The organism is Kitasatospora sp. NPDC058478 (assembly GCF_042720345.1).
In the GTDB taxonomy this organism is placed as follows: Bacteria; Actinomycetota; Actinomycetes; order Streptomycetales; family Streptomycetaceae; genus Kitasatospora.
In genome coordinates this window covers 36702-59874 of the sequence record NZ_JBHXML010000070.1, presented here as the reverse complement: position 1 = coordinate 59874, position 23173 = coordinate 36702, and the positions used below count along the sequence as shown (strand labels likewise).

General features: G+C 72.5%; 23 protein-coding genes and 6 tRNA genes. 19 read left to right on the top strand and 10 right to left on the bottom strand.

Features of this window, described 5'->3' with window-relative positions:
• Positions 1-103 precede the first annotated feature (103 nt).
• The 4 genes from ACFWPT_RS32050 to ACFWPT_RS32035 form a co-directional block, all read right to left on the bottom strand.
• Positions 104-175, bottom strand: a tRNA-Val gene (locus ACFWPT_RS32050).
• A 41-nt stretch (positions 176-216) separates the two neighbouring features.
• Positions 217-288, bottom strand: a tRNA-Val gene (locus ACFWPT_RS32045).
• Between the two features lie 38 nt (positions 289-326).
• Positions 327-397, bottom strand: a tRNA-Cys gene (locus tag ACFWPT_RS32040).
• A gap of 40 nt (positions 398-437) precedes the next feature.
• A tRNA-Gly gene (locus tag ACFWPT_RS32035) sits at positions 438-510 on the bottom strand.
• Between the two features lie 321 nt (positions 511-831).
• Between ACFWPT_RS32035 and ACFWPT_RS32030 the strand changes: the two genes are divergently transcribed.
• Genes ACFWPT_RS32030 through ACFWPT_RS32020 form a run of 3 tightly spaced genes read left to right on the top strand, consistent with a single transcriptional unit; the run spans position 832 to position 3660 of the window.
• Complete coding sequence (locus tag ACFWPT_RS32030; protein WP_063346827.1) at positions 832-1893, top strand: chorismate-binding protein; 1062 nt, start codon at positions 832-834, stop codon at positions 1891-1893.
• A 38-nt stretch (positions 1894-1931) separates the two neighbouring features.
• Entirely contained in the window at positions 1932-2762 is an 831-nt protein-coding gene (locus ACFWPT_RS32025; protein WP_380486041.1) for an aminotransferase class IV, read from the top strand.
• Between the two features lie 55 nt (positions 2763-2817).
• Positions 2818-3660: a GNAT family N-acetyltransferase gene (locus ACFWPT_RS32020; protein WP_380486036.1), complete on the top strand. Its 843-nt coding sequence runs from the start codon at positions 2818-2820 to the stop codon at positions 3658-3660.
• A 12-nt stretch (positions 3661-3672) separates the two neighbouring features.
• Here ACFWPT_RS32020 and ACFWPT_RS32015 read toward each other — a convergent pair whose 3' ends face one another.
• Positions 3673-4173: a DsbA family protein gene (locus tag ACFWPT_RS32015; protein WP_380486034.1), complete on the bottom strand. Its 501-nt coding sequence runs from the start codon at positions 4171-4173 to the stop codon at positions 3673-3675.
• Between the two features lie 110 nt (positions 4174-4283).
• Here ACFWPT_RS32015 and ACFWPT_RS32010 point away from each other — a divergent pair, with 110 nt between their 5' ends.
• Positions 4284-4748, top strand: a complete 465-nt coding sequence (locus ACFWPT_RS32010) for a hypothetical protein (RefSeq protein ID WP_063346823.1) — start codon at positions 4284-4286, stop codon at positions 4746-4748.
• A 43-nt stretch (positions 4749-4791) separates the two neighbouring features.
• On the opposite strand, the gene ACFWPT_RS32005 is transcribed toward ACFWPT_RS32010, so the two are convergent.
• A complete protein-coding gene (locus tag ACFWPT_RS32005) occupies positions 4792-5361 on the bottom strand; it encodes a CGNR zinc finger domain-containing protein (RefSeq protein ID WP_063346822.1) in 570 nt (189 codons plus the stop codon).
• Positions 5362-5763: 402 nt separating this feature from the next.
• A complete protein-coding gene (locus tag ACFWPT_RS32000; protein ID WP_030056266.1) occupies positions 5764-6177 on the bottom strand; it encodes an SsgA family sporulation/cell division regulator in 414 nt (137 codons plus the stop codon).
• A 195-nt stretch (positions 6178-6372) separates the two neighbouring features.
• Between ACFWPT_RS32000 and ACFWPT_RS31995 the strand changes: the two genes are divergently transcribed.
• From ACFWPT_RS31995 to ACFWPT_RS31985, 3 genes are all read left to right on the top strand, one after another.
• The gene (locus ACFWPT_RS31995) at positions 6373-6810 is read left to right on the top strand and encodes a TIGR02611 family protein (protein ID WP_063346821.1); all 438 of its coding nucleotides are present in this window, start codon (positions 6373-6375) and stop codon (positions 6808-6810) included.
• A gap of 78 nt (positions 6811-6888) precedes the next feature.
• Positions 6889-6960: transfer RNA gene (locus ACFWPT_RS31990), tRNA-Val, on the top strand.
• A gap of 210 nt (positions 6961-7170) precedes the next feature.
• Positions 7171-7242, top strand: a tRNA-Val gene (locus tag ACFWPT_RS31985).
• Positions 7243-7330: 88 nt separating this feature from the next.
• On the opposite strand, the gene ACFWPT_RS31980 is transcribed toward ACFWPT_RS31985, so the two are convergent.
• Positions 7331-8098, bottom strand: coding sequence for an exonuclease domain-containing protein (locus ACFWPT_RS31980; RefSeq protein ID WP_380377232.1), 768 nt, complete (start codon positions 8096-8098; stop codon positions 7331-7333).
• 151 nt (positions 8099-8249) lie between these two features.
• Here ACFWPT_RS31980 and ACFWPT_RS31975 point away from each other — a divergent pair, with 151 nt between their 5' ends.
• The 4 genes from ACFWPT_RS31975 to ACFWPT_RS31960 all read left to right on the top strand — a co-directional run bounded on the left by ACFWPT_RS31975 (position 8250) and on the right by ACFWPT_RS31960 (position 12824).
• Positions 8250-8804, top strand: a complete 555-nt coding sequence (locus tag ACFWPT_RS31975) for a DUF4365 domain-containing protein (protein ID WP_063346819.1) — start codon at positions 8250-8252, stop codon at positions 8802-8804.
• A gap of 44 nt (positions 8805-8848) precedes the next feature.
• On the top strand, positions 8849-10048 hold the full coding sequence (locus tag ACFWPT_RS31970) for a hypothetical protein (RefSeq protein ID WP_380377229.1): 1200 nt from the start codon (positions 8849-8851) through the stop codon (positions 10046-10048).
• A gap of 87 nt (positions 10049-10135) precedes the next feature.
• Positions 10136-12115, top strand: coding sequence for a threonine--tRNA ligase (gene thrS, locus ACFWPT_RS31965; protein ID WP_380486030.1), 1980 nt, complete (start codon positions 10136-10138; stop codon positions 12113-12115).
• Positions 12116-12263: 148 nt separating this feature from the next.
• Positions 12264-12824: an HIT family protein gene (locus ACFWPT_RS31960; protein ID WP_380486028.1), complete on the top strand. Its 561-nt coding sequence runs from the start codon at positions 12264-12266 to the stop codon at positions 12822-12824.
• Between the two features lie 69 nt (positions 12825-12893).
• Here ACFWPT_RS31960 and ACFWPT_RS31955 read toward each other — a convergent pair whose 3' ends face one another.
• Positions 12894-14534, bottom strand: a complete 1641-nt coding sequence (locus tag ACFWPT_RS31955) for a hypothetical protein (RefSeq protein WP_363372807.1) — start codon at positions 14532-14534, stop codon at positions 12894-12896.
• Positions 14535-14741: 207 nt separating this feature from the next.
• On the opposite strand from ACFWPT_RS31955, the gene ACFWPT_RS31950 reads away from it, so the two are divergent.
• Positions 14742-15167 (top strand): thiol-disulfide oxidoreductase DCC family protein, encoded by a 426-nt coding sequence (locus ACFWPT_RS31950; protein ID WP_380486039.1) that lies wholly within the window; start codon positions 14742-14744, stop codon positions 15165-15167.
• Here ACFWPT_RS31950 and ACFWPT_RS31945 read toward each other — a convergent pair.
• Positions 15155-17203, bottom strand: a complete 2049-nt coding sequence (locus ACFWPT_RS31945; RefSeq protein WP_380486026.1) for an elongation factor G-like protein EF-G2 — start codon at positions 17201-17203, stop codon at positions 15155-15157. The genes ACFWPT_RS31950 and ACFWPT_RS31945 overlap by 13 nt on opposite strands.
• Before the next feature lie 255 nt (positions 17204-17458).
• Between ACFWPT_RS31945 and pgsA the strand changes: the two genes are divergently transcribed.
• From pgsA to pdxT, 7 genes are all read left to right on the top strand, one after another.
• Positions 17459-18106 (top strand): phosphatidylinositol phosphate synthase, encoded by a 648-nt coding sequence (gene pgsA, locus ACFWPT_RS31940; RefSeq protein ID WP_363583060.1) that lies wholly within the window; start codon positions 17459-17461, stop codon positions 18104-18106.
• A gap of 16 nt (positions 18107-18122) precedes the next feature.
• A complete protein-coding gene (locus ACFWPT_RS31935; protein WP_380486023.1) occupies positions 18123-19109 on the top strand; it encodes a phosphatidylinositol mannoside acyltransferase in 987 nt (328 codons plus the stop codon).
• Positions 19110-19149: 40 nt separating this feature from the next.
• Positions 19150-20334: a glycosyltransferase family 4 protein gene (locus ACFWPT_RS31930; RefSeq protein ID WP_063346813.1), complete on the top strand. Its 1185-nt coding sequence runs from the start codon at positions 19150-19152 to the stop codon at positions 20332-20334.
• A gap of 96 nt (positions 20335-20430) precedes the next feature.
• On the top strand, positions 20431-20796 hold the full coding sequence (locus ACFWPT_RS31925) for an isomerase (RefSeq protein ID WP_363583066.1): 366 nt from the start codon (positions 20431-20433) through the stop codon (positions 20794-20796).
• A 74-nt stretch (positions 20797-20870) separates the two neighbouring features.
• Positions 20871-21371, top strand: coding sequence for a hypothetical protein (locus ACFWPT_RS31920; protein WP_063350972.1), 501 nt, complete (start codon positions 20871-20873; stop codon positions 21369-21371).
• Between the two features lie 128 nt (positions 21372-21499).
• Positions 21500-22411, top strand: a complete 912-nt coding sequence (gene pdxS, locus ACFWPT_RS31915) for a pyridoxal 5'-phosphate synthase lyase subunit PdxS (protein WP_063346811.1) — start codon at positions 21500-21502, stop codon at positions 22409-22411.
• 90 nt (positions 22412-22501) lie between these two features.
• On the top strand, positions 22502-23119 hold the full coding sequence (gene pdxT / locus ACFWPT_RS31910; RefSeq protein WP_063350971.1) for a pyridoxal 5'-phosphate synthase glutaminase subunit PdxT: 618 nt from the start codon (positions 22502-22504) through the stop codon (positions 23117-23119).
• Positions 23120-23173: the final 54 nt, after the last annotated feature.

The following is a 23173-nucleotide window of genomic DNA, read 5'->3' as shown; positions in this document are numbered from 1 at the left end:
TGGGATTGAACCAGTGACCCCTACCGTGTCAAGGTAGTGCTCTCCCGCTGAGCTAATCGCGCCTGGTGTGGCGGTCCTGCAGCAGACCCCGAAGGGCCCGACGTGCGCGATACTGGGATTGAACCAGTGACCCCTACCGTGTCAAGGTAGTGCTCTCCCGCTGAGCTAATCGCGCCTGGTGTGGCGGTCCTGCAGCAGACCCCGAAGGATCCGACGTGCGCGATACTGGGATTGAACCAGTGACCCCTACCGTGTCAAGGTAGTGCTCTCCCGCTGAGCTAATCGCGCGGGGAGGTCTTCCGGCCGGAACCGGTCGAACCTCTCGGAGGTGGAGACGGGATTTGAACCCGTGTACACGGCTTTGCAGGCCGTTGCCTCGCCTCTCGGCCACTCCACCAGGCAACACACGAAGAACGATCTTACACTGTTCTCCATCGAGCGGACGACGAGATTCGAACTCGCGACCCTCACCTTGGCAAGGTGATGCTCTACCAACTGAGCCACGTCCGCCTGTCTCCCGGGACCTTCACCGCTTTTCTTCGGCTGCGCTCCCTGGCGACGTGTTGAACTCTAGCGGATTCCCGGGCCAGCTAAAAATCCGTTCCCGCAGCGTGCCGATGGGATGCCCGCCGAGCGCCTCCCCGCCGCCCCCTCGACCCGGCCACCGGCCGCCACCTGCGGCGCTTCCGGACGATCATCCGCAGGCCACCCGGCGCACACCCGCGCGACGCCGGGCGCTGCTCACACCCCCGAGTCACACCCCCGCGCCGGGCCCGCACCCCCGACCTACACTTCAGGCACCGCCGCCCAGGACCACCGCGCAGGAGAACCGTGTCCGGCCCCACCGAACCCAGCACCCCGCTCGCCCGCTTCGGCGGCCGCCTGGCCACCGGCCTGCGCGACGTCACCTCGGATCCGGCGGCCCTGGACTCCACCGGCTACTGGGCCGTCGCCTACGACTTCGAGGGTCGGCTGACCTGCGCCCGCTTCGACGACGTCCGCCCCGCCCCCGCGCCGCCCTCGGGCGCCGGCTGGCGCGGACCGGAGGCCGGCGACTGGCACAGCTCCCTGGACCGCTCCGCCTACACCGCGGGCGTACGCCGCATCCGCGAGCACATAGCCGCCGGCGAGGTCTACCAGGCGAACCTCTGCCGCGTGCTGTCCGCACCGCTGCCCGACCCGGCCCGCAGCGACGTCGACGCCCTCACCGGCCTCCTCGCCCACGGCAACCCCGCCCCCTACGCCGGCACCATCCGCCTGCCCGGGCACGGCGTCGAGATCGCCACCGCCTCACCCGAGCTGTACCTGCGCCGCACCGGCCGCACCGTCTCCTCCGGCCCGATCAAGGGCACCGGCCGCACCGAGGACGACCTCCTCGACAAGGACCACGCCGAGAACGTGATGATCGTCGACCTGGTCCGCAACGACCTCGGGCAGGTCTGCGCGACCGGCAGCGTCACCGTCCCCGACCTGTGCGCCGTCGAGAAGCACCCCGGCCTGGTCCACCTGGTGTCCACCGTCGAGGGCACCCTGCGCGAGGGCGCCGGCTGGCCCGAGCTGCTCGCCGCCACCTTCCCGCCCGGCTCCGTCACCGGCGCCCCCAAGTCCAGCGCCCTGCGGATCATCGACGCCCTGGAGACCGCCCCGCGCGGCCCGTACTGCGGCGCCGTCGGCTGGGTCGACGCCGACCGCGGCGAGGGCGAACTCGCCGTCGGCATCCGCACCTTCTGGCTCGACCGGACCGACCCCGAGGCGCCCGTGCTGCGCTTCGGCACCGGCGCCGGCATCACCTGGGGCTCCGACCCCGACCGCGAGTGGGCGGAAACCGAACTGAAGGCCGCCCGCCTGGTCGCGATAGCGTCGGGCAGCGACACCGACCCGACGGGGGCATGAACCGCCCCGCCCCCACCCCGCCCAAGGAGCAGCCCTCGATGCAGAACCCGACCACGAGCTGGGTCAACGGGGCGCTCGTCGACTCCGCCGACGCCGCCGTCTCGGTCCTCGACCACGGACTCACCACCGGTGACGGGGTGTTCGAGACCCTGAAGGCCACCGACGGCCGGGCCTTCGCCATCACCCGGCACCTCGACCGGCTCACCCGCTCCGCCCGCGGCCTCGGCCTGCCCGACCCGGACCACGACCTGGTCCGCGAGGCCTGCGCCCAGGTCCTCGCCGCCAACCCGGCCCCGCTCGGCCGCCTGCGCGTCACCTACACCGGCGGCACCTCCCCGCTCGGCTCCGAGCGCGGCACCGCCGGCCCCACCCTCGTCGTCGCCCTCGGCGCGATCAACCGCCGCCCCGACGAGACCGCCGCCGCCGTCGTCCCGTGGCGCCGCAACGAGCACAGCGCCGTCGCGGGCCTCAAGACCACCTCGTACGCCGAGAACGTCGTCGCCCTGGCCGCCGCCCACCGCGCCGGCGCCTCGGAGGCCCTGTTCGCCAACACCGTCGGCCTGCTCTGCGAGGGCACCGGCTCCAACGTCTTCGTCGTCCTCGGCGGCCGCCTGCTCACCCCCACCCTCGCCTCCGGCTGCCTGGCCGGCATCACCCGGCAGCTGGTCGTCGACTGGTGCGGCGCCGAGGAGACCGACCTGCCGCTCAACGCCCTCCAGGACGCCGACGAGGTCTTCCTGACCTCCACCACCCGTGACGTCCAGGCCGTGACCCGGGTGGACGACCGCGAGCTGCCCGGCATCGGCCCCGTCACCGCCAAGGCCATGGCCGTCTTCGCCGAACGCAGCGGCGACGACCTCGACCCGTGATCCCCGCAACGGCAACCCGGGCATAGGGGCGCGGGCGCGGGGAAGGGACCACCACATGACCACGACGCTGCGCCCCGAGGGCCCGGAGACACCCACCGACGCCGGCGGCCGCACCAGGCGCTGGCAGATCTGCGCCAACGGCCGCCAGGTCGGCGCGCTGCGCACCACCGCCATCCCGCACGGCAGCCAACTCTGGGGCGAGATATCGGAGTTGGAGGTCAGAGAAGGCCGGGGTCGGGGCCGCGGCACGTTCGGCGCGCTGGCCGCGGAGGAGGTGCTGCGCAACTGGGACTGCACCCGGGTGGACGCCAACATCCCCGAGACGGCGCGGATCGCCCGGGGGCTCGCCGCCACCCTCGGCTACACCGAGCGGATGCGGAACCTGGCCAAGCGGCTGACCACCGCCCCCGCCCTGCCCGCCGGCATCACCGCCGACCGGATCGAGCCCCCGGAGTTCCAGGCCTGGCTCGACCGGGCCGCGCGGGGCTACCGCCGCTCGCTCGTGGAGTCCGGGCTCAGCGAGGAGCAGGCCCGCGCCCGATCCCAGCTGGACCACCGGCGCCAGCTCCCGCAGGGCGCCGACAGCCCCGGCGTCGCCCTGCGCCGCCTGCGCGCGGACGGCGAAGCCGAGCCGCTCGGCTCGCTCTGGGTGGACTTCCACCGGCGCGACCTGCCGAACGGCGGGCCGCTCGCCTGGGTGATGACCGTCGAGGTGTCCCCGGCCCACCGGGGCCGGGGACACGGCCGCACGCTGATGCTGCTCGCCGAACGCGAGTGCCTGGCCGCCGGCGTGCGCGACCTCGGCCTCAACGTGTTCGCCGGGAACGAGGTCGCGATCCGCCTCTACGCCTCGCTCGGCTACCGGGTCACCAACCGCATCTACGGAAAGCCGCTGTGACCCGACGTGACGTCAGGAACCCGCCGCCGCCTCGATGGCGGCCACGATGCGGTCCCGCAGGCCGTCCTGGCTCTGCCCGCCGTCCAGCCGCTGCCCGCCGATCACGTACGTCGGCGTGCCGGTGACCCCGATCGCCCGGCCCTCGGCCTGGTCGGCGTCCACGGTGAGCATGTGCCGGCCGTCGATCAGCGCGGTGTCGACCTCCTCGGCGTCCACCCCGACCGCCCGGGCCACCTCCAGCAGCACCTGCTGCCCGCGGGCGTCCAACTCCTCGGCCCGGGCCAGCAGCGCCTCCACGAACGGCCAGCCCAGCCCCTGCGCGAACGCCTCCTCGGCGGCCTCCGCGGCCGCATAGGCGTGCTTGTGCTTCTCCAGCGGGAAGTGGCGGACCTCGACGGGCAGCGCGTCGCCGTACCGCGCGCGCAGTGCCCGTACGTCGTCCAGCGCGGTGCGGCAGTCCGGACACTGGAGGTCGCACCAGAACTCGAGCCGGGGGAGGGAACCATCGATCATTCCCCCAGTGTTTCACTAGTGGGCGCCCGCTCCGGCCGACGGTGCGCCCCTGCGAAGGCCGACAGGGAGGCAGTGATGACCAGGACGACCGGAAGCGAAGGAGTGCTGCCGTGCTGACGGCGGCGATCAGCTTCGCGCTCACGGCGGGCGGGGTGGCCGTGGCCGGCCTGCGGGCCTACCGGCGGCGGTTCCTGTCCGCGACCCGCTGGTTCGCGGTGGCCCTGGTGCCCGCCGGGCTCTACCTGACCGGCCTGTTCCCGGTGGCCCGGACGATCGGCAGCGAGTTCGCCGACTGGGCGACGAGGCTGGTGTTCGACCCCCGGGTCTGGACCGGCATCGTGCTGCTCGGCCTCTCCGCGCTCCTGCTGGTGACGACGCGCTGGCTGGGCCGCCGGGGCGCCGTGGACGCCGCGCCGGACCGCCCGGCGGCCGCCGGTGCCGCGCCCGAGCGCCCGGCGGTGGCCGCCACGCCGCCGAAGAAGCCGGCGACGGGCAAGCCCGCGGGGGGCAAGCGGGACGACGGCCTCGGCGACTTCTCCGACATCGAGGAGATCCTCCGCAAACGCGGCATCTGAGCGGCATCCGAACGCGGCACTCGAACCCCTGCGGGGGTCGGCGTCAGGCGGAGGGCACGGCCTCCGCCGAGCGCTGCCGTGCCCGGTAGGCGGCGACGTGCAGCCGGTTGCCGCAGGTGCGGCTGTCGCAGTAGCGCCGGGAGCGGTTGCGGGAGAGGTCCACGAAGACCCGGGCACAGTCCGGCGCCTCGCAGCGGCGCAACCGCTCCCGCTCGCCCGCCATCAGGATGAAGGCCAGCGCCATGCCCAGCTCGGCGGCGAGGTGGTCGCCGAGCGCGGCGTGCGGCGCGAAGTAGTGGATGTGCCAGTCGTGGTGGTCGTGGTTGGTCAGCCGCGGCGTCGTGCCGGCGGCCGCGACGATCCGGTTGACCAGTTCGGCGGCCTCGGCGGTGGACTCCGTCCCGAACACCTCGCGCAGCCGGGTGCGCAGCTCGTGCACCTTGCGCAGGTCGTTCTCGGTCAGCGAGTCGATCTCGCTGATCTCCTGGCCGACCACGAAGGCGTCCAGTGCGGCCACGTCCGGCAGCCGCTCGGTGCCGCACACCTCGGGCGCGGTGTTGAGCAGCTCGACGAGGATGCTCAGTGCGCACTCGGTGTCATGGGTGATCAGCACGTTGGGGACTCCTCGCGCAGGGGACTCCGGAACCCCGCGTCCACGGTTACCCCAGACCATACCGGGCCTTGCGGCGGAAGGGCGGTGGGTTCTTTCGAAGGTGTGTACGGATTCCGTCAGAGTGCCGTGGAGCGGACGGCGTCCGGGCGGCCGGGCCCGCGAAGGACCCCCCGAAATGCCGACGGCGCCCGGCAGCGAGGCCGGCCACCCGTATGGATGGCCGGCCTCGTTGCCGGGCGCCTGCGGTGTCGCGGACCCGCTCCGATGGGATCGGGCCGCCCACCGGCCCCGAGGCCGCGTCGCGCGCGGCTGAGTGCTGCCGTGCCCCCGAGTAGGACGGCAGCGGTGACGGCAGGAGGTACCACCCCGCCGATGGCGGGGCGTGACCGCCTCCGGGCGGGATCAGCTTTCGGCGAGGATGTGGGACAGCTCCCGGTCGAGGTCGAAGTGGCGGTGTTCGGTGCCGGGTGGCACCGCGGCGTCCGTCCGCTTGAGAAATGACTCAAGCGCCCGGGCCGGGGCTTCCAGCAGGGCTTCTCCTTCCGGAGAGCTCAGCGCGATGCAGACCACCCCTTGCCCGTGGCTGCGGGACGGCCAGACCCGGACGTCGCCGGTACCGGTCGGTCGGTGCAGCCCCTCCGCGAGGAGATCTCGGGCGAACACCCACTCCACGGTCTCGTCGGCGCCCGTGTGGAACGTGGCGTGCACGGCGTAGGGGTCGGCGGTGTCGTAGCGCAGGCCCGCGGGGACGGGCAGTGAGGACTCGCTGGACACGATGAGGCGCAGGTGCAGCTCGCAGCTGACCGTGGTGTTCATAAGCGCCATGGCCTTTCGCTCAGTGTGCGCTCGGGGAATCGCACGTCGGCGAACGGACCATCCCACCCCCAAGCCCGATGTAAACCCCTCTGTCCCGATTCGGGCGCGAGTCGTACCCCTTACGGCGCATTGCGGAATCATCCCGGAGTGGCCCGGTCGGGCATTACCGGGCCGCTTCTTGGTTAGTTTCCTGGCATGACTGTGCGAAACGACAAGACGGCCAAGAACACGGGATCGGGTGAACCGGTCACGTCGGATGACGCGGCCGGCTCCCGCGCCCCGGCGTTCGTCCGCCGCTCGCGGCCGCTGCACCTCACCTGGCAGGTGGCGATCTTCCTGGCCGGCCTCGCCGTGGTCGTCCTCGGCGTGATCATGCTGCCGCTGCCCGGCCCCGGCTGGGTGGTGATCTTCCTGGGCATGGGGGTCTGGGCCACCGAGTTCGACTGGGCCCGGCTGGTGCTGCGGTGGAGCCGCCGCAAGGTCGCCGAGGCCGCCCGGCGGGCCATGGACCCGCGGGTGCGTCGCCGCAACCTCACCGTCACCGCCATCGGCCTCGCCGCGGTCGTCGGGATCGGCGGCTGGTACTTCGCCCGCTACGGCCTGGCCGTCCCCTGGACGGCGGGCGAGAGCTGAGCCGCCCGGGGCCGGGGGCCGCCGTGACCAGGGTGTTCGGACCACCCTCCGGGATGCGGTAATGTTTTCCCTGCACCCGGGCGATTAGCTCAGCGGGAGAGCACTTCGTTCACACCGAAGGGGTCACTGGTTCGATCCCAGTATCGCCCACCGGAATGCATTGTGATACGTGAGGCCCAGCCGATTATCGGCTGGGCCTCACGTGTATTTCCGGAATCCATCCGAAGAGCCATCCGGAATGCGGCTGAGGCTCAGTCATCTTCCGCGTGGAGCGCGAGTTCTGCGGATGCGCCAGCAGTACCCGGAAGGGGCGAGTTGTACGACGACCGCCAAATGGTGCTACTGTTCTTCTCGTTGCCCGGGCGATTAGCTCAGCGGGAGAGCACTTCGTTCACACCGAAGGGGTCACTGGTTCGATCCCAGTATCGCCCACCGGACAGCACGCAGGCCCTGACCAGGAAACCGGTCAGGGCCTGCGGCGCGTTCGGGGCCGGCGCTCGCGGGCATGCGCCGGCCGCCGCTACGCCGCCGCCTCGCAGCCGTGCTCGGGCTCCAGCCGGCGGCCGCAGCCGCACCGGGCCGGCCGCAGCGGCCAGGACAGGTCCACCCGCTCCGGCGTCCCCGACCGGTCGAACCAGTTCTGCAGCCCCCGCGCCTGCGCCGCGTGCCAGACCGCCTGCCGCAGGTGCAGCTCCGCCGCCGTCAGCCCGCCCAGCGCCGCCGGGTAGCGGGCGCCTATCCGCCGGGTCAGCGCCAGCGCCGCCGTCGCGTCCGCCGCCGCGTCGTGCGCCCCGGCCAGCTCCACGCCGTAGTGCGCGCACAGGTCGGTCAGCGTCCGACGGCCCTTGCGGTAGCGGTCCACGTGCTTGTCCAGCACCCGCGGATCCAGCACCACCAGCCCGGCCGTGCCCACCCCGTCGGTCAGCGTCAGCCCGTGATGGCGGCGCAGCTCCCGGTCCAGCAGCGTCAGGTCGTACGGCGCGTTCATCACCACCACCGGGCGCCCGGCCCTCGCCTGGTCCGCCAGCGCGCGGGTGACCTCCGCCACCACCGCGCCGACCGGGCGCCCGTGCGTCCGGGCGTGTTCGTCGGTGATGCCGTGCACCGCCCGGGCACCGTCCGGGATCGGGACGCCCGGATCGGCGAGCCAGGTGGTGGTCTGCACCGGCCGACCCGGGGCGAGTTGGACGACCAGGGCGGCCGAGACGATCCGATCGGTCTCGACGTCCACTCCGGTGGTCTCGGTGTCGAAGGAGGCGAGTGGGCCGGTGTACCAGTGCTGCTGCATGACTGCCCCTCAGGCGAGCGTTCCGCGCGCCCGGTTGATACCCGGTTCTGACACCCGTTCAACCGTTTGGCGCAAGCCCGACCGGGGATCCTGCCCGTGGGCCCGTCGTTCCGATCCGGACGGGCCCGGAGCAGGGGGAGGCCACGGGGCGATGGCACTGACGCAGCCGCAGCCCGAGGGAGCGGCGGCCGTTCTACGGGGGAACCTGGCGGTCACCGCCTGCATGGAGACGCTGCAGGTCGGCTACCTGCACGCGGTCGCCGCCGCGGCCGGCTGCTCGCTCTCCCAGCCGTTCCCGGACAACGGGATCGACTGGCAGGTCAGCCACGGCTCCCGGGCGCACGAGGTGGACGACGAGGTCACCATCAAGATCCAGCTGAAGGCCACCCAGCAGATCGCGGCCGATCCGACCGGGCCGTTCTTCAGCTTCACCCTCGACAACGACCACCTGCGCAAGCTCGCCCGGGCGAGGGTCGCCGTGCCGCGCATCCTGGTCGTGATGCTGCTGCCGCGGCGGGTCGACCGCTGGCTGCACGCCCGCCCGGACGCGCTGGAACTGCGGCACTGCTGTTACTGGGTCAACCTGGCCGGCCACCCGGTCACCGGACAGCGGCGCACCAACGTGCGGGTCCCCACCGGCAAGGTCTTCGACGACCGCGCGCTCTGCGACATCATGGCCCGGGTCGGCGCGGGTGGCAGCCCGTGACCGCCCGCCCCGGTCCCGGCCCCCGGCAGCGAGGAGCAGCACCCATGACACCGCCGCACGCACCCGGCGAGCCGGTCCAGGCCCTGCCCGACCCCGCCGCCGTCGACCCGGCGGTGCTCGCCACCCTGCTCGCCCGGCACGGCTGGGTCCGGCGCGGCGGCCCCGCCGCCCGCTACGGCCGCTGGACGCCGCCCGACGACGAGTCCGGCACCAGCGTCCTCGTCCCCGCCGGGGACGGCTTCGACGACGCCGTCGACCTCCTCGCCGACGCCGTCACCGCGCTGTCCCGCTCCTCCACCCCGTCCGCCCGCGCCATCCTGCTCGCACTCGCCGTCCCCGGCGACGAACTGCGCTGGCACCGGGAGCCGGCCGGCCCCGCCGAGGCCGCCACCTGGGACGACGCCGAGCGGCTCCAACGGGCGGCCCGCGCGATGCTCGCCGCCGGGGCCAAGGCCGGCCGGGCCACGGCCGCCTACTTCGGCGCCCGGCTGGACGCCCACGCCGGGGACTTCCTGGACCGCGTCCTGGTCGTCGAGCAGGGCGCGGCCCTCACCGCCTACACCCCCGCGCCCGAGGGCCGGGCCGCCGTCACCACCCTGGTCCGCGCCCTGGAGGCACTGCGCGACGCCGTCGACTACCGCCGGGTCAGCGGGGGGCCCGAGGCCTTCGAGAACGCCGTCCAGGCCGGAGTCAGCCGGGAACTCGTCCAGTCCGTCGAGGACCTGGTCCGCGGCGCGACGGCGACCAGGCTGACCGTCGCCTGGTCCGCCGCCGCCGGGACCCCGGGCGGCTTCGGGGACCGCCGGGTCGTCCTCGACTTCTCGCCCGGCGACCTGCCCGCCCTGACCGAGGCCGCCGAACTGCTCGAACGGATCGAGCCCGCCGTCGCCGTCACCGTCGTCGGCGTGGTCGTCCGGCTCAAGCGCGCAGACCCGGCCGGACCGGGCGCGGTGCGGCTGCGCGTCCTCGGCGGCGCCGAAGTCCGCGAACTCAAGCTCCGCCTGCCCGACCCCGACTACCGGCTCGCCGCCGAGGCCCACCTCGCGGGCCTGCCGGTCCGGGTCGCCGGCCGGCTGGAGAGCCGCGGCGGCTTCCGCCGGCTCACCCGGCCGCAGGGCCTGGAACTGTGCGGCTGGGAGGACGCCGACCGCGAGCGGCTGCTGAAGTCCCTCGGGGAGGGACTCGGCGAAGAACTCGGCGAAGAGCTCGACGGAGGCCTCGGGGAAGGGGGGGAGGGGGCGTAGGTGCGCGGCCGGGTCGACGCGCTCGGTACCATCGTCACGCGCAGCGCAGTGTTGCGTCCTCTGAATCCAGCACGTCAGGAGAGACCGGTGACGGACGTCCGGGTAATCATCAACCGCGAACCCGATCGGGAAGAGCGCGTGGTGACCACGGGCACTACGGCCGCCGAGCTCTTCGCCGACGACCGCTCGATCATCGCCGCCCGCGTCGGCGGCCAGCTCAAGGACCTCGCGTACGCCGTCCAGGACGGCGACGAGGTCGAGCCGGTCGCGATCGGCAGCAAGGACGGCCTGGACATCCTGCGCCACTCCACCGCGCACGTCATGGCGCAGGCCGTGCAGCAGCTCTACCCCGAGGCCAAGCTCGGCATCGGCCCGCCGGTCAAGGACGGCTTCTACTACGACTTCGACGTCGAGAAGCCCTTCCACCCCGATGACCTCAAGGCCATCGAGAAGCGGATGCAGGAGATCATCAAGCGCGGGCAGAAGTTCTCCCGCCGCGTGGTCACCGACGAGTCCGCCCGCGAGGAGCTGGCCGCCGAGCCGTACAAGCTGGAGCTGATCGGCCTCAAGGGCTCCGCCGCCACCGCCGGCGAGGGCGCCGACGTCGAGGTCGGCTCCGGCGAGCTCACCATCTACGACAACCTGGACGCCAAGACCGGCGAGCAGTGCTGGGGCGACCTCTGCCGCGGCCCGCACCTGCCCAGCACCCGGTACATCCCGGCGTTCAAGCTGATGCGCAACGCGGCCGCCTACTGGCGCGGCAGCGAGAAGAACCCGATGCTGCAGCGCATCTACGGGACCGCCTGGCCGACCAAGGACGAGCTCAAGGCCCACCTCGACTTCCTGATCGAGGCCGAGAAGCGCGACCACCGCAAGCTCGGCAACGAGCTGGACCTCTTCTCCATCCCCGAGGAGATCGGCTCCGGCCTCGCCGTCTTCCACCCCAAGGGCGGCATCATCCGCCGGGCGATGGAGGACTACTCGCGCAAGCGGCACGAGGAAGAGGGCTACGAGTTCGTCTACACCCCGCACGCCACCAAGGGGAAGCTCTTCGAGAAGAGCGGCCACCTCGACTGGTACGCGGACGGTATGTACCCGCCCATGCAGCTCGACGAGGGCGTGGACTACTACCTCAAGCCGATGAACTGCCCGATGCACAACCTGATCTTCGACGCGCGCGGCCGCTCGTACCGTGAACTGCCGCTGCGCCTCTTCGAGTTCGGGACGGTGTACCGCTACGAGAAGTCCGGCGTCGTGCACGGCCTGACCCGCGCCCGCGGCTTCACGCAGGACGACGCGCACATCTACTGCACCCGCGAGCAGATGGCGGAGGAGCTCGACTCGACGCTGACCTTCGTGCTCAACCTGCTCCGCGACTACGGTCTGACCGACTTCTACCTGGAGCTGTCGACCAAGGACCCGGTCAAGTACGTCGGCTCGGACGAGACCTGGGAGGAGGCCACCGCCGTCCTCGCCAGCGTGGCCGAGAAGCAGGGGCTGCCGCTGGTGCCGGACCCGGGCGGCGCGGCCTTCTACGGCCCGAAGATCTCGGTCCAGGCACGCGACGCGATCGGCCGGACCTGGCAGATGTCGACGATCCAGCTCGACTTCAACCTCCCGATCCGTTTCGATCTTGAGTACACGGCGGCGGACGGCTCGCGTCAGCGGCCGGTCATGATCCACCGCGCGCTGTTCGGCAGCATCGAGCGGTTCTTCGCGGTGCTGCTGGAGCACTACGCCGGCGCCATGCCGCCGTGGCTGGCCCCGGTCACCGTGACGGGCATCCCGATCACCGACGAGCACGTGCCGTACCTGCTGGAGGTCGCGGCCGAGCTGAAGAAGCACGGGATCCGGGTCGAGGTGGACACCTCGGACGACCGCATGCAGAAGAAGATCCGCAACGCGCAGAGGTCCAAGACGCCGTTCATGCTGATCGCGGGCAACGACGACGTCGAGGCGGGCGCGGTGTCCTTCCGCTACCGCAACGGCGAGCAGAAGAACGGCGTACCCCGTGACCAGGCGATCGCTGAGATCGTTGACGCTGTGGCGCGTCGTATCCAGGTGTGACGTTGGCCCCGCATGAACCGGGGGTTTTCCGCGCTCCGGAAGCTTGAAGTCCAGGTGGATCGGCATTGGCCCCGCCCTGGCGGGGGTGCGCGGGGCGGGCTCTTCATGAGTCCGCCCCGCGCGGCTTTGCAAGCAGCGCTGGGCGAATATGCTGATCAGCATGACGACTGAGCCGGAACTGCAGCGGGGCGTCGGGGAGCCGGACGGCTTCCGCCGCCTGTGGACCCCCCATCGGATGGCGTACATCCAGGGTGAGAACAAGCCCACCGGTCCGGCTCCGGACGACGGTTGTCCGTTCTGCTCGATCCCCTCGCTGAGCGACGAGGACGGGCTGGTCATCGCCCGGGGCAGCGCCGTGTTCGCGGTGCTGAACCTGTACCCGTACAACGGCGGCCACTTGATGGTGGTCCCGTACCGGCACGTCGCGGACTACACCGACCTGGACGAGGCGGAGACGGCCGAGCTGGCCGACTTCACCAAGCGGGCGATGACCGCGCTGCGGGCGGCCTCGGGGGCGCACGGGTTCAACATCGGGATGAACCAGGGCACGGCGGCCGGTGCCGGGATCGCGGCGCACCTGCACCAGCACGTGGTGCCGCGCTGGGGCGGGGACACCAACTTCATGCCGGTGGTCGGCCACACCAAGGTGCTGCCGCAACTGCTGGCGGACACCCGGAAGATGCTGGCCGAGGCCTGGCCGCAGGACTGATCGGGAACGCCGGAGGGGCCCGTCACCGCTGAGTCGGTGGCGGGCCCCTCCGGCGTGCGCGGGCCGGGGTTACTCGAACTGGTCGACCTTGTACGGGCGGGTGCCCTGGGCCTCGGACTTGATGATCGACGCGCGGTTCTTGAAGCGGTCGGTGTCCAGGTCGTGCTCCTCCAGGAACTCCAGGGTGGCGGCGTGCACGGCGCCGAGGACCGGGACGGAGGCGTTGAGCGCGTTGTCGGTCATGAACCGGCTGCCCCACGGCGGGCTCGCCCAGGCGTGCCGGAAGCCGAACGGCTCGGGCAGGCCCAGGCCGCCGCCGAGCCAGGAGAGCAGCCCGGGGGCGCGGGTGAGCGGCGCGCGCAGGGCCTGGCGGACCACCTCGTCGTTGTCGATCAGGGGGAGCTTGACGGTGCGCTCCTCCCAGAACTTGCCGGTCTTCTGGACGGTCTTCTCCTTGGCCGAGGGCTTGTCGGAGAAGACGCCGTTGACCGGGCCGAGCGCGTAGCCGGCGACGGTGACGGTGAGGGTGTTGGCGAGCAGGGTGACGGTGACGGTGAAGGTGATGATCAGCTTGCCGTCGAAGGTGATGAACTGGGTGGCGAGGTAGTGCCGGGGACCGCCGCCGGCGAAGGTCTGCTTGTCGGCGATGGTCTGGAGGGCGAAGTCGCGCATCCGGTCGCCGTCCATGTCGGCGTTGCCGGGGCGGGAGATCTCGTCGGCGTTCTCGCCGATTTCGAGGACCGCCCACTGCTTGACCGTGATGTTGGTCATCCCGCTGTTGGCGACCTCGCTGACGGCGAGCCCCTTGAGGTGCGAGGAGATCTTCCGGACGAGGTCCCAGGGGTGGAAGGCGCGGAAGTCGGAGTGGCCCGCGGCGGGGCGCATCACGTCGACCAGGCGCCATTCGCCCCAGCGCTTGCCGACGCCGAGGATGCCCTTGGGGCCGGCGTAGTGCTGGACGTTGGTCTCCTGCTCGGCCTCCATGCGGGCGAGCTTGTCGCGCAGGTCGACGGCCTTCTTGTCGAGGTCGTCGCGGGGGACGGCCTTGGAGACGGTGGCGGCGACGGAGCTGCCCTCGGCGAGGGCGAGCCAGCGTTCGCGGAGCTCCTTGGTGGAGCGCAGCACGATGCGCCGGGCGAGGATCCCGCCGATGATCGGCGGGATCATGGCGACGCGCAGGTAGATGCCGAGCGGGCCGTTGACGGGGGGCTTGACGAGGAACAGGACGGAGACCACGGCGGCGGCCAGGAGCGCGAGGGCGCCGTAGAGCTCGTCCTGGAGGGCCTTGCCCTTCATGAGGTAGATGCGCAGGTAGAACGCACCGATCCAGATCAGGGTGCCGGGCAGGGCGAGCAGGCCGAAGAGCACGGTGACCACGGTGAGCTTGCGGTCCCGTGCGGCCCGCAACTCCTGTGCGGCCAGGCAGTGTTCGACGATCTGGCGGGTGTCGGTGCCGAACGAGGGCACGATCGGCTTGCGCCCGGCACCGACGGTGCGGGAGATGACGGCGGCGCTGAACGCCTCGCCGAGGTTCGCCTCGAAGAGCTTGAACCGGGGCTTCTTGTGGGTCGCGGTGGTGACCTTGCCGACGAAGTCCTCGATCTTGCCGTCGCGGTACGCGACCGAGGAGAGCGCCGGGGTGACTCCGGTTTGCGGCCCGGCGTCGGTGCGGGGTATCTGCGCACCCGGAGTCATGTCGAGTGTGGTCACGGTGGCGTCCCCTCCTCCCCTTGTCAGCGGCAGGTTATCGTGCCGTGGTGTCGCCGCGCGCATGATCGTCTGAAGTGCCGTCACGATCGGGCCGCGCCCGGGCTTGAGAGGCATGATGCCCAGCTTCGGGCTGGTCGATACCCGGTCTGCGGCGGGTCGTCGGGGTGGGGCAGGATGGCCGTGACGGCGAGGAAGGGAGCCCAGGCGATGGATCCGGTGCTGGTGTTCGACGGGGACTGTTCGTTCTGCTCGTCCTGCGTGCGGTGGGCGGAGCGCTACCTGCGGCAGACGCTGGCCTCGGGGGGCTGGGACGCGGTGCCGTTCCAGTTCGAGGACCTGGCGGCGCTGGACACGCGCGCGGGCGGGCGGGGCGAGGTGACCGCGGAGCGGGCCGAGCGCGAGGTGCTGTGGGTGACGCCGGCGGGCCGGGTGTACGGGGGCGCGCAGGCGGTGGCGCGGCTGCTGATGCGTTCGGGCGGCGCGTGGGCGTACCTGGGGGCGGTGCTGGCGTCGGCGCCGGTGCGGCCGGTGGCGGGCCTGGCGTACCGCTGGGTGGCGCGCAACCGGCACCGGATGCCGGGGGGTACGGCGGCGTGCGCGCTGCCTCGGCGCCAGGGCGCTCAGTCGGTGTAGCGGGTGGCCAGGGCGGTCGGCATGGGTTCGTGGCGCAGGTAGGCGCGGGAGAACTCGGCGGTGCCGTGGGTGAGTGAGCGCAGGTCGACCGGGTAGCGGACGAGTTCGAGTTCGGGGACCTCGGCGCGCAGCAGGGTCAGGCCGGGGCCGCCGGTCTCGGTGCCGAGGACGCGGCCGCGGCGGGCGGAGAGGTCGCCGAGGACGGCGCCGAGGTAGTCGTCGGGCAGCAGGACGGTGACGGCGGCGACGGGTTCGAGCAGCCGGATGACGGCGTGTTCGGCGGCGTCGCGCAGGGCGAGGGCGGCGGCGGCCTGGAAGGCCGCGTCGGAGGAGTCCACGGAGTGGGCCTTGCCGTCGGTGAGGGTGACCCGGACGTCGACGAGCGGGTGGCCGGTGGCGACGCCCTTGGCGAGCTGGGCGCGCAGGCCCTTCTCGACGGAGGGGATGAAGTGCTTGGGGACGGCGCCGCCGACGACGTGCTCCTGGAACTCGAAGCCGGAGCCGGCCGGGAGGGGTTCGACCTCCAGGTCGCAGATGGCGTACTGGCCGTGGCCGCCGGACTGCTTGACGAGCCGGCCGTGGCCGGCGGCGGCGGTGCCGAAGGTCTCGCGGAGGGCGACCTGGGGTTCGACGGTGTCGACGTGGACGCCGTGCCGGGTGCGCAGGCGGTCGAGGACGACCTCGGCGTGGGCCTCGCCGGTGCACCAGAGGACGAGCTGGTGGGTGGCGGGGTTCTGTTCGAGGCGTAGGGCCGGGTCCTCGGCGGTGAGGCGGGTGAGGGCCTGGGAGAGCTTGTCGTCGTCGGCCTTGCTGTGGGCTTCGACGGCGATCGGGAGCAGGGGCTCGGGGAGGCTCCAGCCGTCGAGGTCGACGGGGTGGCCGGGGTCGTGGACGGTGTCGCCGGCGCGGGCGGTGGTGAGCTTGGCGATGCAGACGAGGTCGCCGGCGACGGCGTGCGGGACGGGCCGCTGGAGCTTGCCGAAGGGGCTGCTGAGGGCGGTGACGCGTTCGTCGCCGTTCTGGTCGGCGCTGTGGGCGGGGCCGGCGAGGTGGATGCGGGTGTCGGGGCGCAGGGTGCCGGCGTACAGGCGCAGCAGGCTGATCCGGCCGACGTAGGTGTCGCCGGTGACGCGGACGACCTGGGCGGCGAGCGGGGCGTCGGGGTCGCAGTCGGGGGCTGGGCGGGTGCGTTCGCTGGGGTCGGGGAAGGTGTGGACGATCAGGTCGAGGAGTTCGGTGGCGCCGAGGCCGTTCTCGCTGGTGGGGACGGCGGGGTGGAGGGCGCAGCCGAGGACTTCGCGGCGCAGGCCGGCTTCGAGGGCGTCGGTGTCGAGGGTGTCGCCGGAGAGGTAGCGCTCCATGAGGGTGTCGTCCTGGCCGGAGATGGCCTCGACGAGGCTGTCGTGGGCGGGCCCGGTGTCGGGCAGCGGGGTGGCCCGGCCGTAGGTGTCGCCGGTGAGCAGGTCGACGCTGCCGTCGGGGCGGCCGTCGTGGAGGACGGGCAGGAAGAGCGGGCGGAGGGTGTCGGGGCCCAGGTCGAAGGCGTCGTGGCAGGCGGTGAGGATGTCGTCGAAGCCGGTGCGGGCGAGGTCGAGTTTGGCGACGGCGATGGCGCGCGGGATGCCTTCGGCGGCGCACTCGCGCCAGAGTGCGCGGGTGGGGGCGGTGACGGGGTCGGTGGCGGAGACGACGAAGACGGCGGCGTCGGCGGCGTGCAGGGCGGCGCGCAGGTCGGCGGTGAAGTCGGGGTGGCCGGGCGGGTCGATCAGGTTGATCTTGACGCCCTTCCATTCGAGCGGGAGCAGCGAGAGCTGGACGGAGCGCTGCTGGTGGTGCTCGATGTCCTCGTGGTCGGAGACGGTCGTGCCGTCGGTGACGCGACCGGCCCGGCCGGTGGCGCCGGAGGCGAGGGCGAGGGATTCGGAGAGGGTGGTCTTGCCCACACCGCTGGAGCCGATGAGGACGACGTTGCGCAGGTCCCGGGGGGCGGTGACGGCGGGCGCCTGGGCGGCTCGTGCCGTGCTGCGGTCGGGCATCGGGGTCTCCTCCCGTCGCGCCGGGGCTGTCCTTCGAAAGTGTAGGTGCGGGTGCTGCGGCGGCGCGTGTCGTACGGGTGGGCGGTGACCGTCCGTGTGTGGGACGTGGCCGGGGTGTCGTCGGGCGGTGCGTGCGACGGAGCGTGCCTCCGGCCTGGCTACGATGGGTGGGCCGGACGGGCTGATCCGTCCGGCCGTCTGCCGCGCGTGTTGCGCCAGGCGGGTACCAGGGAGATCGGAGCGGTCGGGAAGGCCATGCTCAACAAATACGCGCGTGCCTTCTTCACACGTGTTCTGACCCCGTTCGCCGCGTTCCTGATCCGGCTGGGCGTGAGCCCGGACGCCGTGACGCTGATCGGTACGGCCGGTTCGGTGGCCGGTGCGCTGGTGTTCTTCCCGCGCGGGGAGTTCTTCTGGGGCACCATCACGATCACGCTGTTCATCTTCTCGGACCTGGTGGACGGGAACATGGCCCGCCAGCTGGGCCGGAGCACCAGGTGGGGGGCGTTCCTGGACTCCACGCTGGACCGGGTCGCGGATGCGGCGATCTTCGGTGGTCTGGCGATGTGGTACGCGGGCAAGGGTGACGACAACCTGCTGTGCGCGGTGGCGATCTGCTGCCTGGCGAGCGGGCTGGTGGTGTCGTACACCAAGGCGCGGGCGCAGAGCCAGGGGCTGCCGTGCGACGTGTCGGGGCTGGTGGAGCGGGCCGAGCGGCTGGTGGCCAGCCTGGTGGCGGCCGGGGTCGCGGGTCTGCACAAGTTCGGGGTGCCGTACGTGGAGTGGCTGCTGCCGGTGGCGCTGTGGCTGGTGGCGGTGGGCAGTCTGGTGACGGTGTTCCAGCGCATGCTGACCGTGCGCCGGGAGGCGTTCGAGGCCGACCGAGCGGCGGCCGGGAGCTGATGGGGGGCGTCCTGCGGTGACGGACCGACTGGTGTACTGGGCGTACGCGCTGGGCTGGGCGGTGCTGAAGCACCTGCCGGAGCGGGTGGCGCGGGGCCTGTTCGACCGGCTGGCGGACTACGCCTGGCGCCGGCGCGGCAAGCGGGTGCTCCAGTTGGAGGCGAACCTGCGCCGGGTCCGTCCAGGGCTGGACGAGGCGGGCCTGCGGGCGCTGTCCCGGGCCGGGATGCGCTCGTACCTGCGGTACTGGATGGAGTCGTTCCGGCTGCCGGTCTGGAGCCGGGAGCGGGTGGCCCGGGACGTCCGGTCGGAGGGCCTGGAGAACCTGCGAGAGCACATCGAGGCAGGTCGGGGCGCGGTGATCGCGCTGCCGCACATGGGCAACTGGGACCTGGCGGGCACCTGGGTGGCGCAGCTGGGCTTCCCGTTCACCACGGTCGCGGAGCGGTTGAAGCCGGAGCGGCTGTTCGACCGGTTCGTGGAGTTCCGGGAGGGCCAGGGCATGGAGGTCCTGGCGTTGACCGGGGGCGGGGTGAACGTGATCGGCACGCTCGCGCGACGGCTGCGCGAGGGCCGACTGGTCTGCCTGGTGGGGGACCGGGACCTCTCGGAGGCGGGCGTGGAGGTGTCGTTCTTCGGGGAGGCGACCCGGATGCCGGCCGGTCCGGCGGCGCTGTGCCAGCGCACCGGGGCGGCGCTGCTGCCGGTGACGCTCTGGTACGACGGCCCGGTGATGCGGGCGCGGATCCACCCCGAGGTGCCGGTGCCGCAGGAGGGCGACCGCAAGGAGCGGACGCAGGCGATGACGCAGGCGCTGGCGCAGGTGTGGGAGCAGGCGATCCGCGAGCACCCCGAGGACTGGCACATGCTGCAGCGGTTCTGGCTGGCCGACCTCCCGGTCCGTGAGACGGTGGAGGAGGCGGCCGCGCCGCACTCCGAGGCGGCCCGGGCGGCCGCGCCGGAGCCGGCCGGCGAGCCGGCGGCCGAGGCCTCCGGGGCCTGATCCCGGACAGCAGGAGTACCCGAAGGAGCATGAGGAACCCGTGAAGATCGGCATCGTCTGCCCGTACGACTGGGACGTCCCCGGTGGGGTGCAGTTCCACATCCGGGACCTGGCCGAGCACCTGATCGGTCTGGGCCACGAGGTCTCGGTGCTGTCGCCGGCCGAGGACGAGGAGGCGCTGCCGCCGTACGTGGTCGGTGCCGGGCGGGCGGTGGCGGTGCCGTACAACGGGTCGGTGGCGCGGCTGAGCTTCGGCGTCCTGTCGGCGGCGCGGACGCGGCGGTGGCTGCACGAGGGCCGGTTCGACATCCTGCACGTGCACGAGCCGGCCGCGCCGAGCGTGTCGATGCTGGCCGCCTGGTCGGCGTCCGGGCCGATGGTGGGGACGTTCCACACCTCCAACCCGCGCTCGCGGGCGATGATCGCGGCCTCGCCGATCCTGCAGCCCGGCCTGGAGAAGATGCGGGCGCGGATCGCGGTGTCGGAGTACGCCCGGCGGACGCTGGTGGAGCACCTGGGCGGCGACGCGGTGGTGATCCCGAACGGCGTGGACGTCGGCTTCTTCGCGGACGCCGAGCCGGACGAGCGCTGGCGCGGTGGTGCGGCGGCGGGGGAGCCGGGCACGATCGGCTTCGTCGGCCGCATCAACGAACCGCGCAAGGGCCTGCCGACGCTGCTGGCGGCGCTGCCGAAGATCCTGGCCGAGCGGCCGGGCGTGCGGCTGCTGGTGGCGGGCAAGGGGGACGAGGAGGAGGCCGTCGCCGGCCTGGCGCCGGAGGTGCGCCGGCAGGTGGAGTTCCTCGGCATGGTGAGCGACCGCGACAAGGCCCGGCTGCTGCGCAGCGTGGACCTGTACGTGGCGCCGAACACCGGTGGCGAGAGTTTCGGGATCATCCTGGTCGAGGCGATGTCGGCGGGCGCCCCGGTGCTGGCCAGCGACCTGGACGCGTTCAAGCAGGTGCTGGACGGCGGGGACGCGGGCGAGCTGTTCCCGGTGGAGGACGCGGACGCGCTGGCCGCTGCGGCGCTGCGGCTGCTGGGCGATCCGGGGCGGCTGGGGGAGCTGAGCAAGGCCGCTTCGCGGTACGTGCGGCGGTTCGACTGGTCGACGGTCGGTGCGGACATCCTGGCGGTGTACGAGACGGTGGCGGCGGGGGCCGCGGCGGTGGTCGAGGAGGACGTGCGCAGCGGCCGGCGCGGCCGGTTCGGGCTGGCGCGGGACTGAGCGCGGGACCGAGCCCGGCCGGCCCGGGACTTTTCCGGGGTGCCGGCGGCGTTAGGGTCGGTCGACCGTATTCGGGCACGACGCATGGGGGCACCGATGCCGCAGATCTCCGTCGACTACTCGCCGAGCCTGGCCGGCTCCTTCGACCGCCGGGCGCTGGGCGTGGCGATCAACCGGCTCGCGGTGGGGACGATCGACGCGAAGCCGGAGGCGTGCAAGACGCTGTTCCGGCAGAACGACGACTTCGTGGTGGGGGAGGGCGAGGGGGCCGCCGCGCAGGTGTACGTCGAGTTCCAGATCTTCCCGGGCCGTACGCCGGAGGCGAAGGCGGCGCTCAGCGAGGGCGTGCTGGCGCTGCTGGCCGAGCACGTCGCGCCGGCGCCGGGCACCCGGCTGCACACCGCGGTGAACGTCTCCGACATCGACCGCGGGTCCTACCGGAGCGCGAGCGCGGAGGGCTGAGCCGGTGACACCCGGTAGCGTTGCGCCCCGTGACTACCTGGATCTGGGCCGGCGTGGCCGTGGTGCTGTTCGGCATGTACCTGAGTTGGACGGCCGGTCGGTTGGACCGGCTGCACGCCAGGATCGACGCCGCGCGGGCGGCGCTGGACGCGCAGCTGGTCCGTCGGGCCTCGGTGGCGATGGAGCTGGCCACGTCCTCGCTGCTGGACCCGGCGGCCTCGCTGCTGCTGCTGGACGCGGCGCACGCGGCCCGGCAGGCCGAGGACGACCAGCGTGAGGTGGCGGAGAGCCAGCTGAGCCTGGCGCTGCGGGCGGTGTTCGCCGAGCCGGAGCAGGTGGCGGCGCTGGTGGCGGAGCCGGGCGGCGAGGACGCGGTGCGCGACCTGACGGCGGCGGTGCGCCGGGCGCCGATGGCGCGCCGGTTCCACAACGACGCGGTGCGGGCGGCCCGGGCGGTGCGCGAGCACCGTCTGGTGCGGTACTTCCGGTTGGCGGGGAAGGCGCCGTTCCCGCTGGCGTTCGAGATGGACGATGCTCCGCCGCCCGCGCTCACGCCCGAAGGGGCACCCGCCTAGGCTGTGCTCGGATACGGCCCGTTTGTCGCATCCCGTCGTCCGGGCTGGACTTGGTGGCGCATGGTTGCGTCACCCGTTCCGCCTACCATAGGGCGATAGCACTGGTTCATCTTCGAGTGAGGTCTCACGTGTCCACCACCCCCACCACCGCAGACCAGCCGCAGATCGGTACCGCCCGGGTGAAGCGCGGCATGGCCGAGCAGCTCAAGGGCGGTGTGATCATGGACGTGGTCAACGCCGAGCAGGCCAAGATCGCTGAAGACGCCGGCGCGGTGGCCGTCATGGCGCTGGAGCGGGTTCCGGCCGACATCCGCAAGGACGGCGGCGTGGCCCGGATGTCCGACCCGAACATGATCGAGGAGATCATCGAGGCGGTCTCCATCCCGGTGATGGCCAAGTCGCGGATCGGTCACTTCGTCGAGGCCCAGGTCCTCCAGTCGCTCGGCGTCGACTACATCGACGAGTCCGAGGTGCTGACCCCGGCCGACGAGGTCAACCACTCCGACAAGTGGGCCTTCACCACCCCCTTCGTCTGTGGCGCCACCAACCTGGGCGAGGCCCTGCGCCGCATCGCCGAGGGCGCGGCCATGATCCGCTCGAAGGGCGAGGCCGGCACCGGCAACGTCGTCGAGGCGGTCCGCCACCTGCGCCAGATCAAGAACGAGATCGCCAAGCTGCGCGGCTTCGACAACAACGAGCTGTACGCCGCCGCCAAGGAGCTGCGCGCTCCGTACGAGCTCGTCAAGGAGGTCGCCGAGCTCGGCAAGCTGCCGGTCGTGCTGTTCTCCGCCGGTGGCGTGGCCACCCCGGCCGACGCCGCGCTGATGCGCCAGCTCGGTGCCGAGGGCGTCTTCGTCGGCTCGGGCATCTTCAAGTCGGGCGACCCGGCCAAGCGCGCCGCCGCCATCGTGAAGGCCACCACCTTCTTCGACGACCCGAAGATCATCGCGGACGCCTCCCGCAACCTCGGCGAGGCCATGGTCGGCATCAACTGCGACACCCTGCCGGAGACCGAGCGCTACGCCAACCGCGGCTGGTAGTCGCCCCCTGTGCCGGCCCGCCGCAGCGCCTTGGCGCGCGGCGGGCCGCGTCACGTACATCCGTAGAACGATCGAACGAGGTTGAAGACCGTGAGCACTCCAGTCATCGGCGTCCTCGCCCTCCAGGGTGACGTCCGCGAGCACCTGGTCGCGCTGGCCGAGGCCGACGCGCTCGCCCGCCCGGTGCGCCGTGCCGAGGAGCTGGCCGAGGTCGACGCGCTGGTGATCCCCGGCGGGGAGTCCACCACCATGTCCAAGCTGGCGCTGCTGTTCGGCGTGATGGACCCGCTGCGCGAGCGGGTCGCCGCCGGGATGCCGGTGTACGGCACCTGCGCGGGCATGATCATGCTGGCCGACAAGATCCTGGACGGCCGGGACGACCAGGAGACCGTCGGCGGCATCGACATGACCGTGCGCCGCAACGCCTTCGGCCGCCAGAACGAGTCCTTCGAGTCCGGTGTCGCCTTCGAGGGCCTGGGCGACGCGCCGGTGCACGGCGTCTTCATCCGGGCCCCCTGGGTCGAGGGCGTCGGCGCGGGTGTCGAGGTGCTGGCCGAGCTGCCCGCCGCGGACGGTCCGGAGAGCCGGATCGTGGCCGTGCGCCAGGGCAACCTGCTGGCGACCTCCTTCCACCCGGAGCTCACCGGCGACCACCGGGTGCACGCCTACTTCGTCGCGATGGTCGAGGAGCACCTGGGACGGCGCTGACCGTGTGCGCCTTTCCGGTGACGACACCGGTAAGATCTCATCTGTTTCATTTCC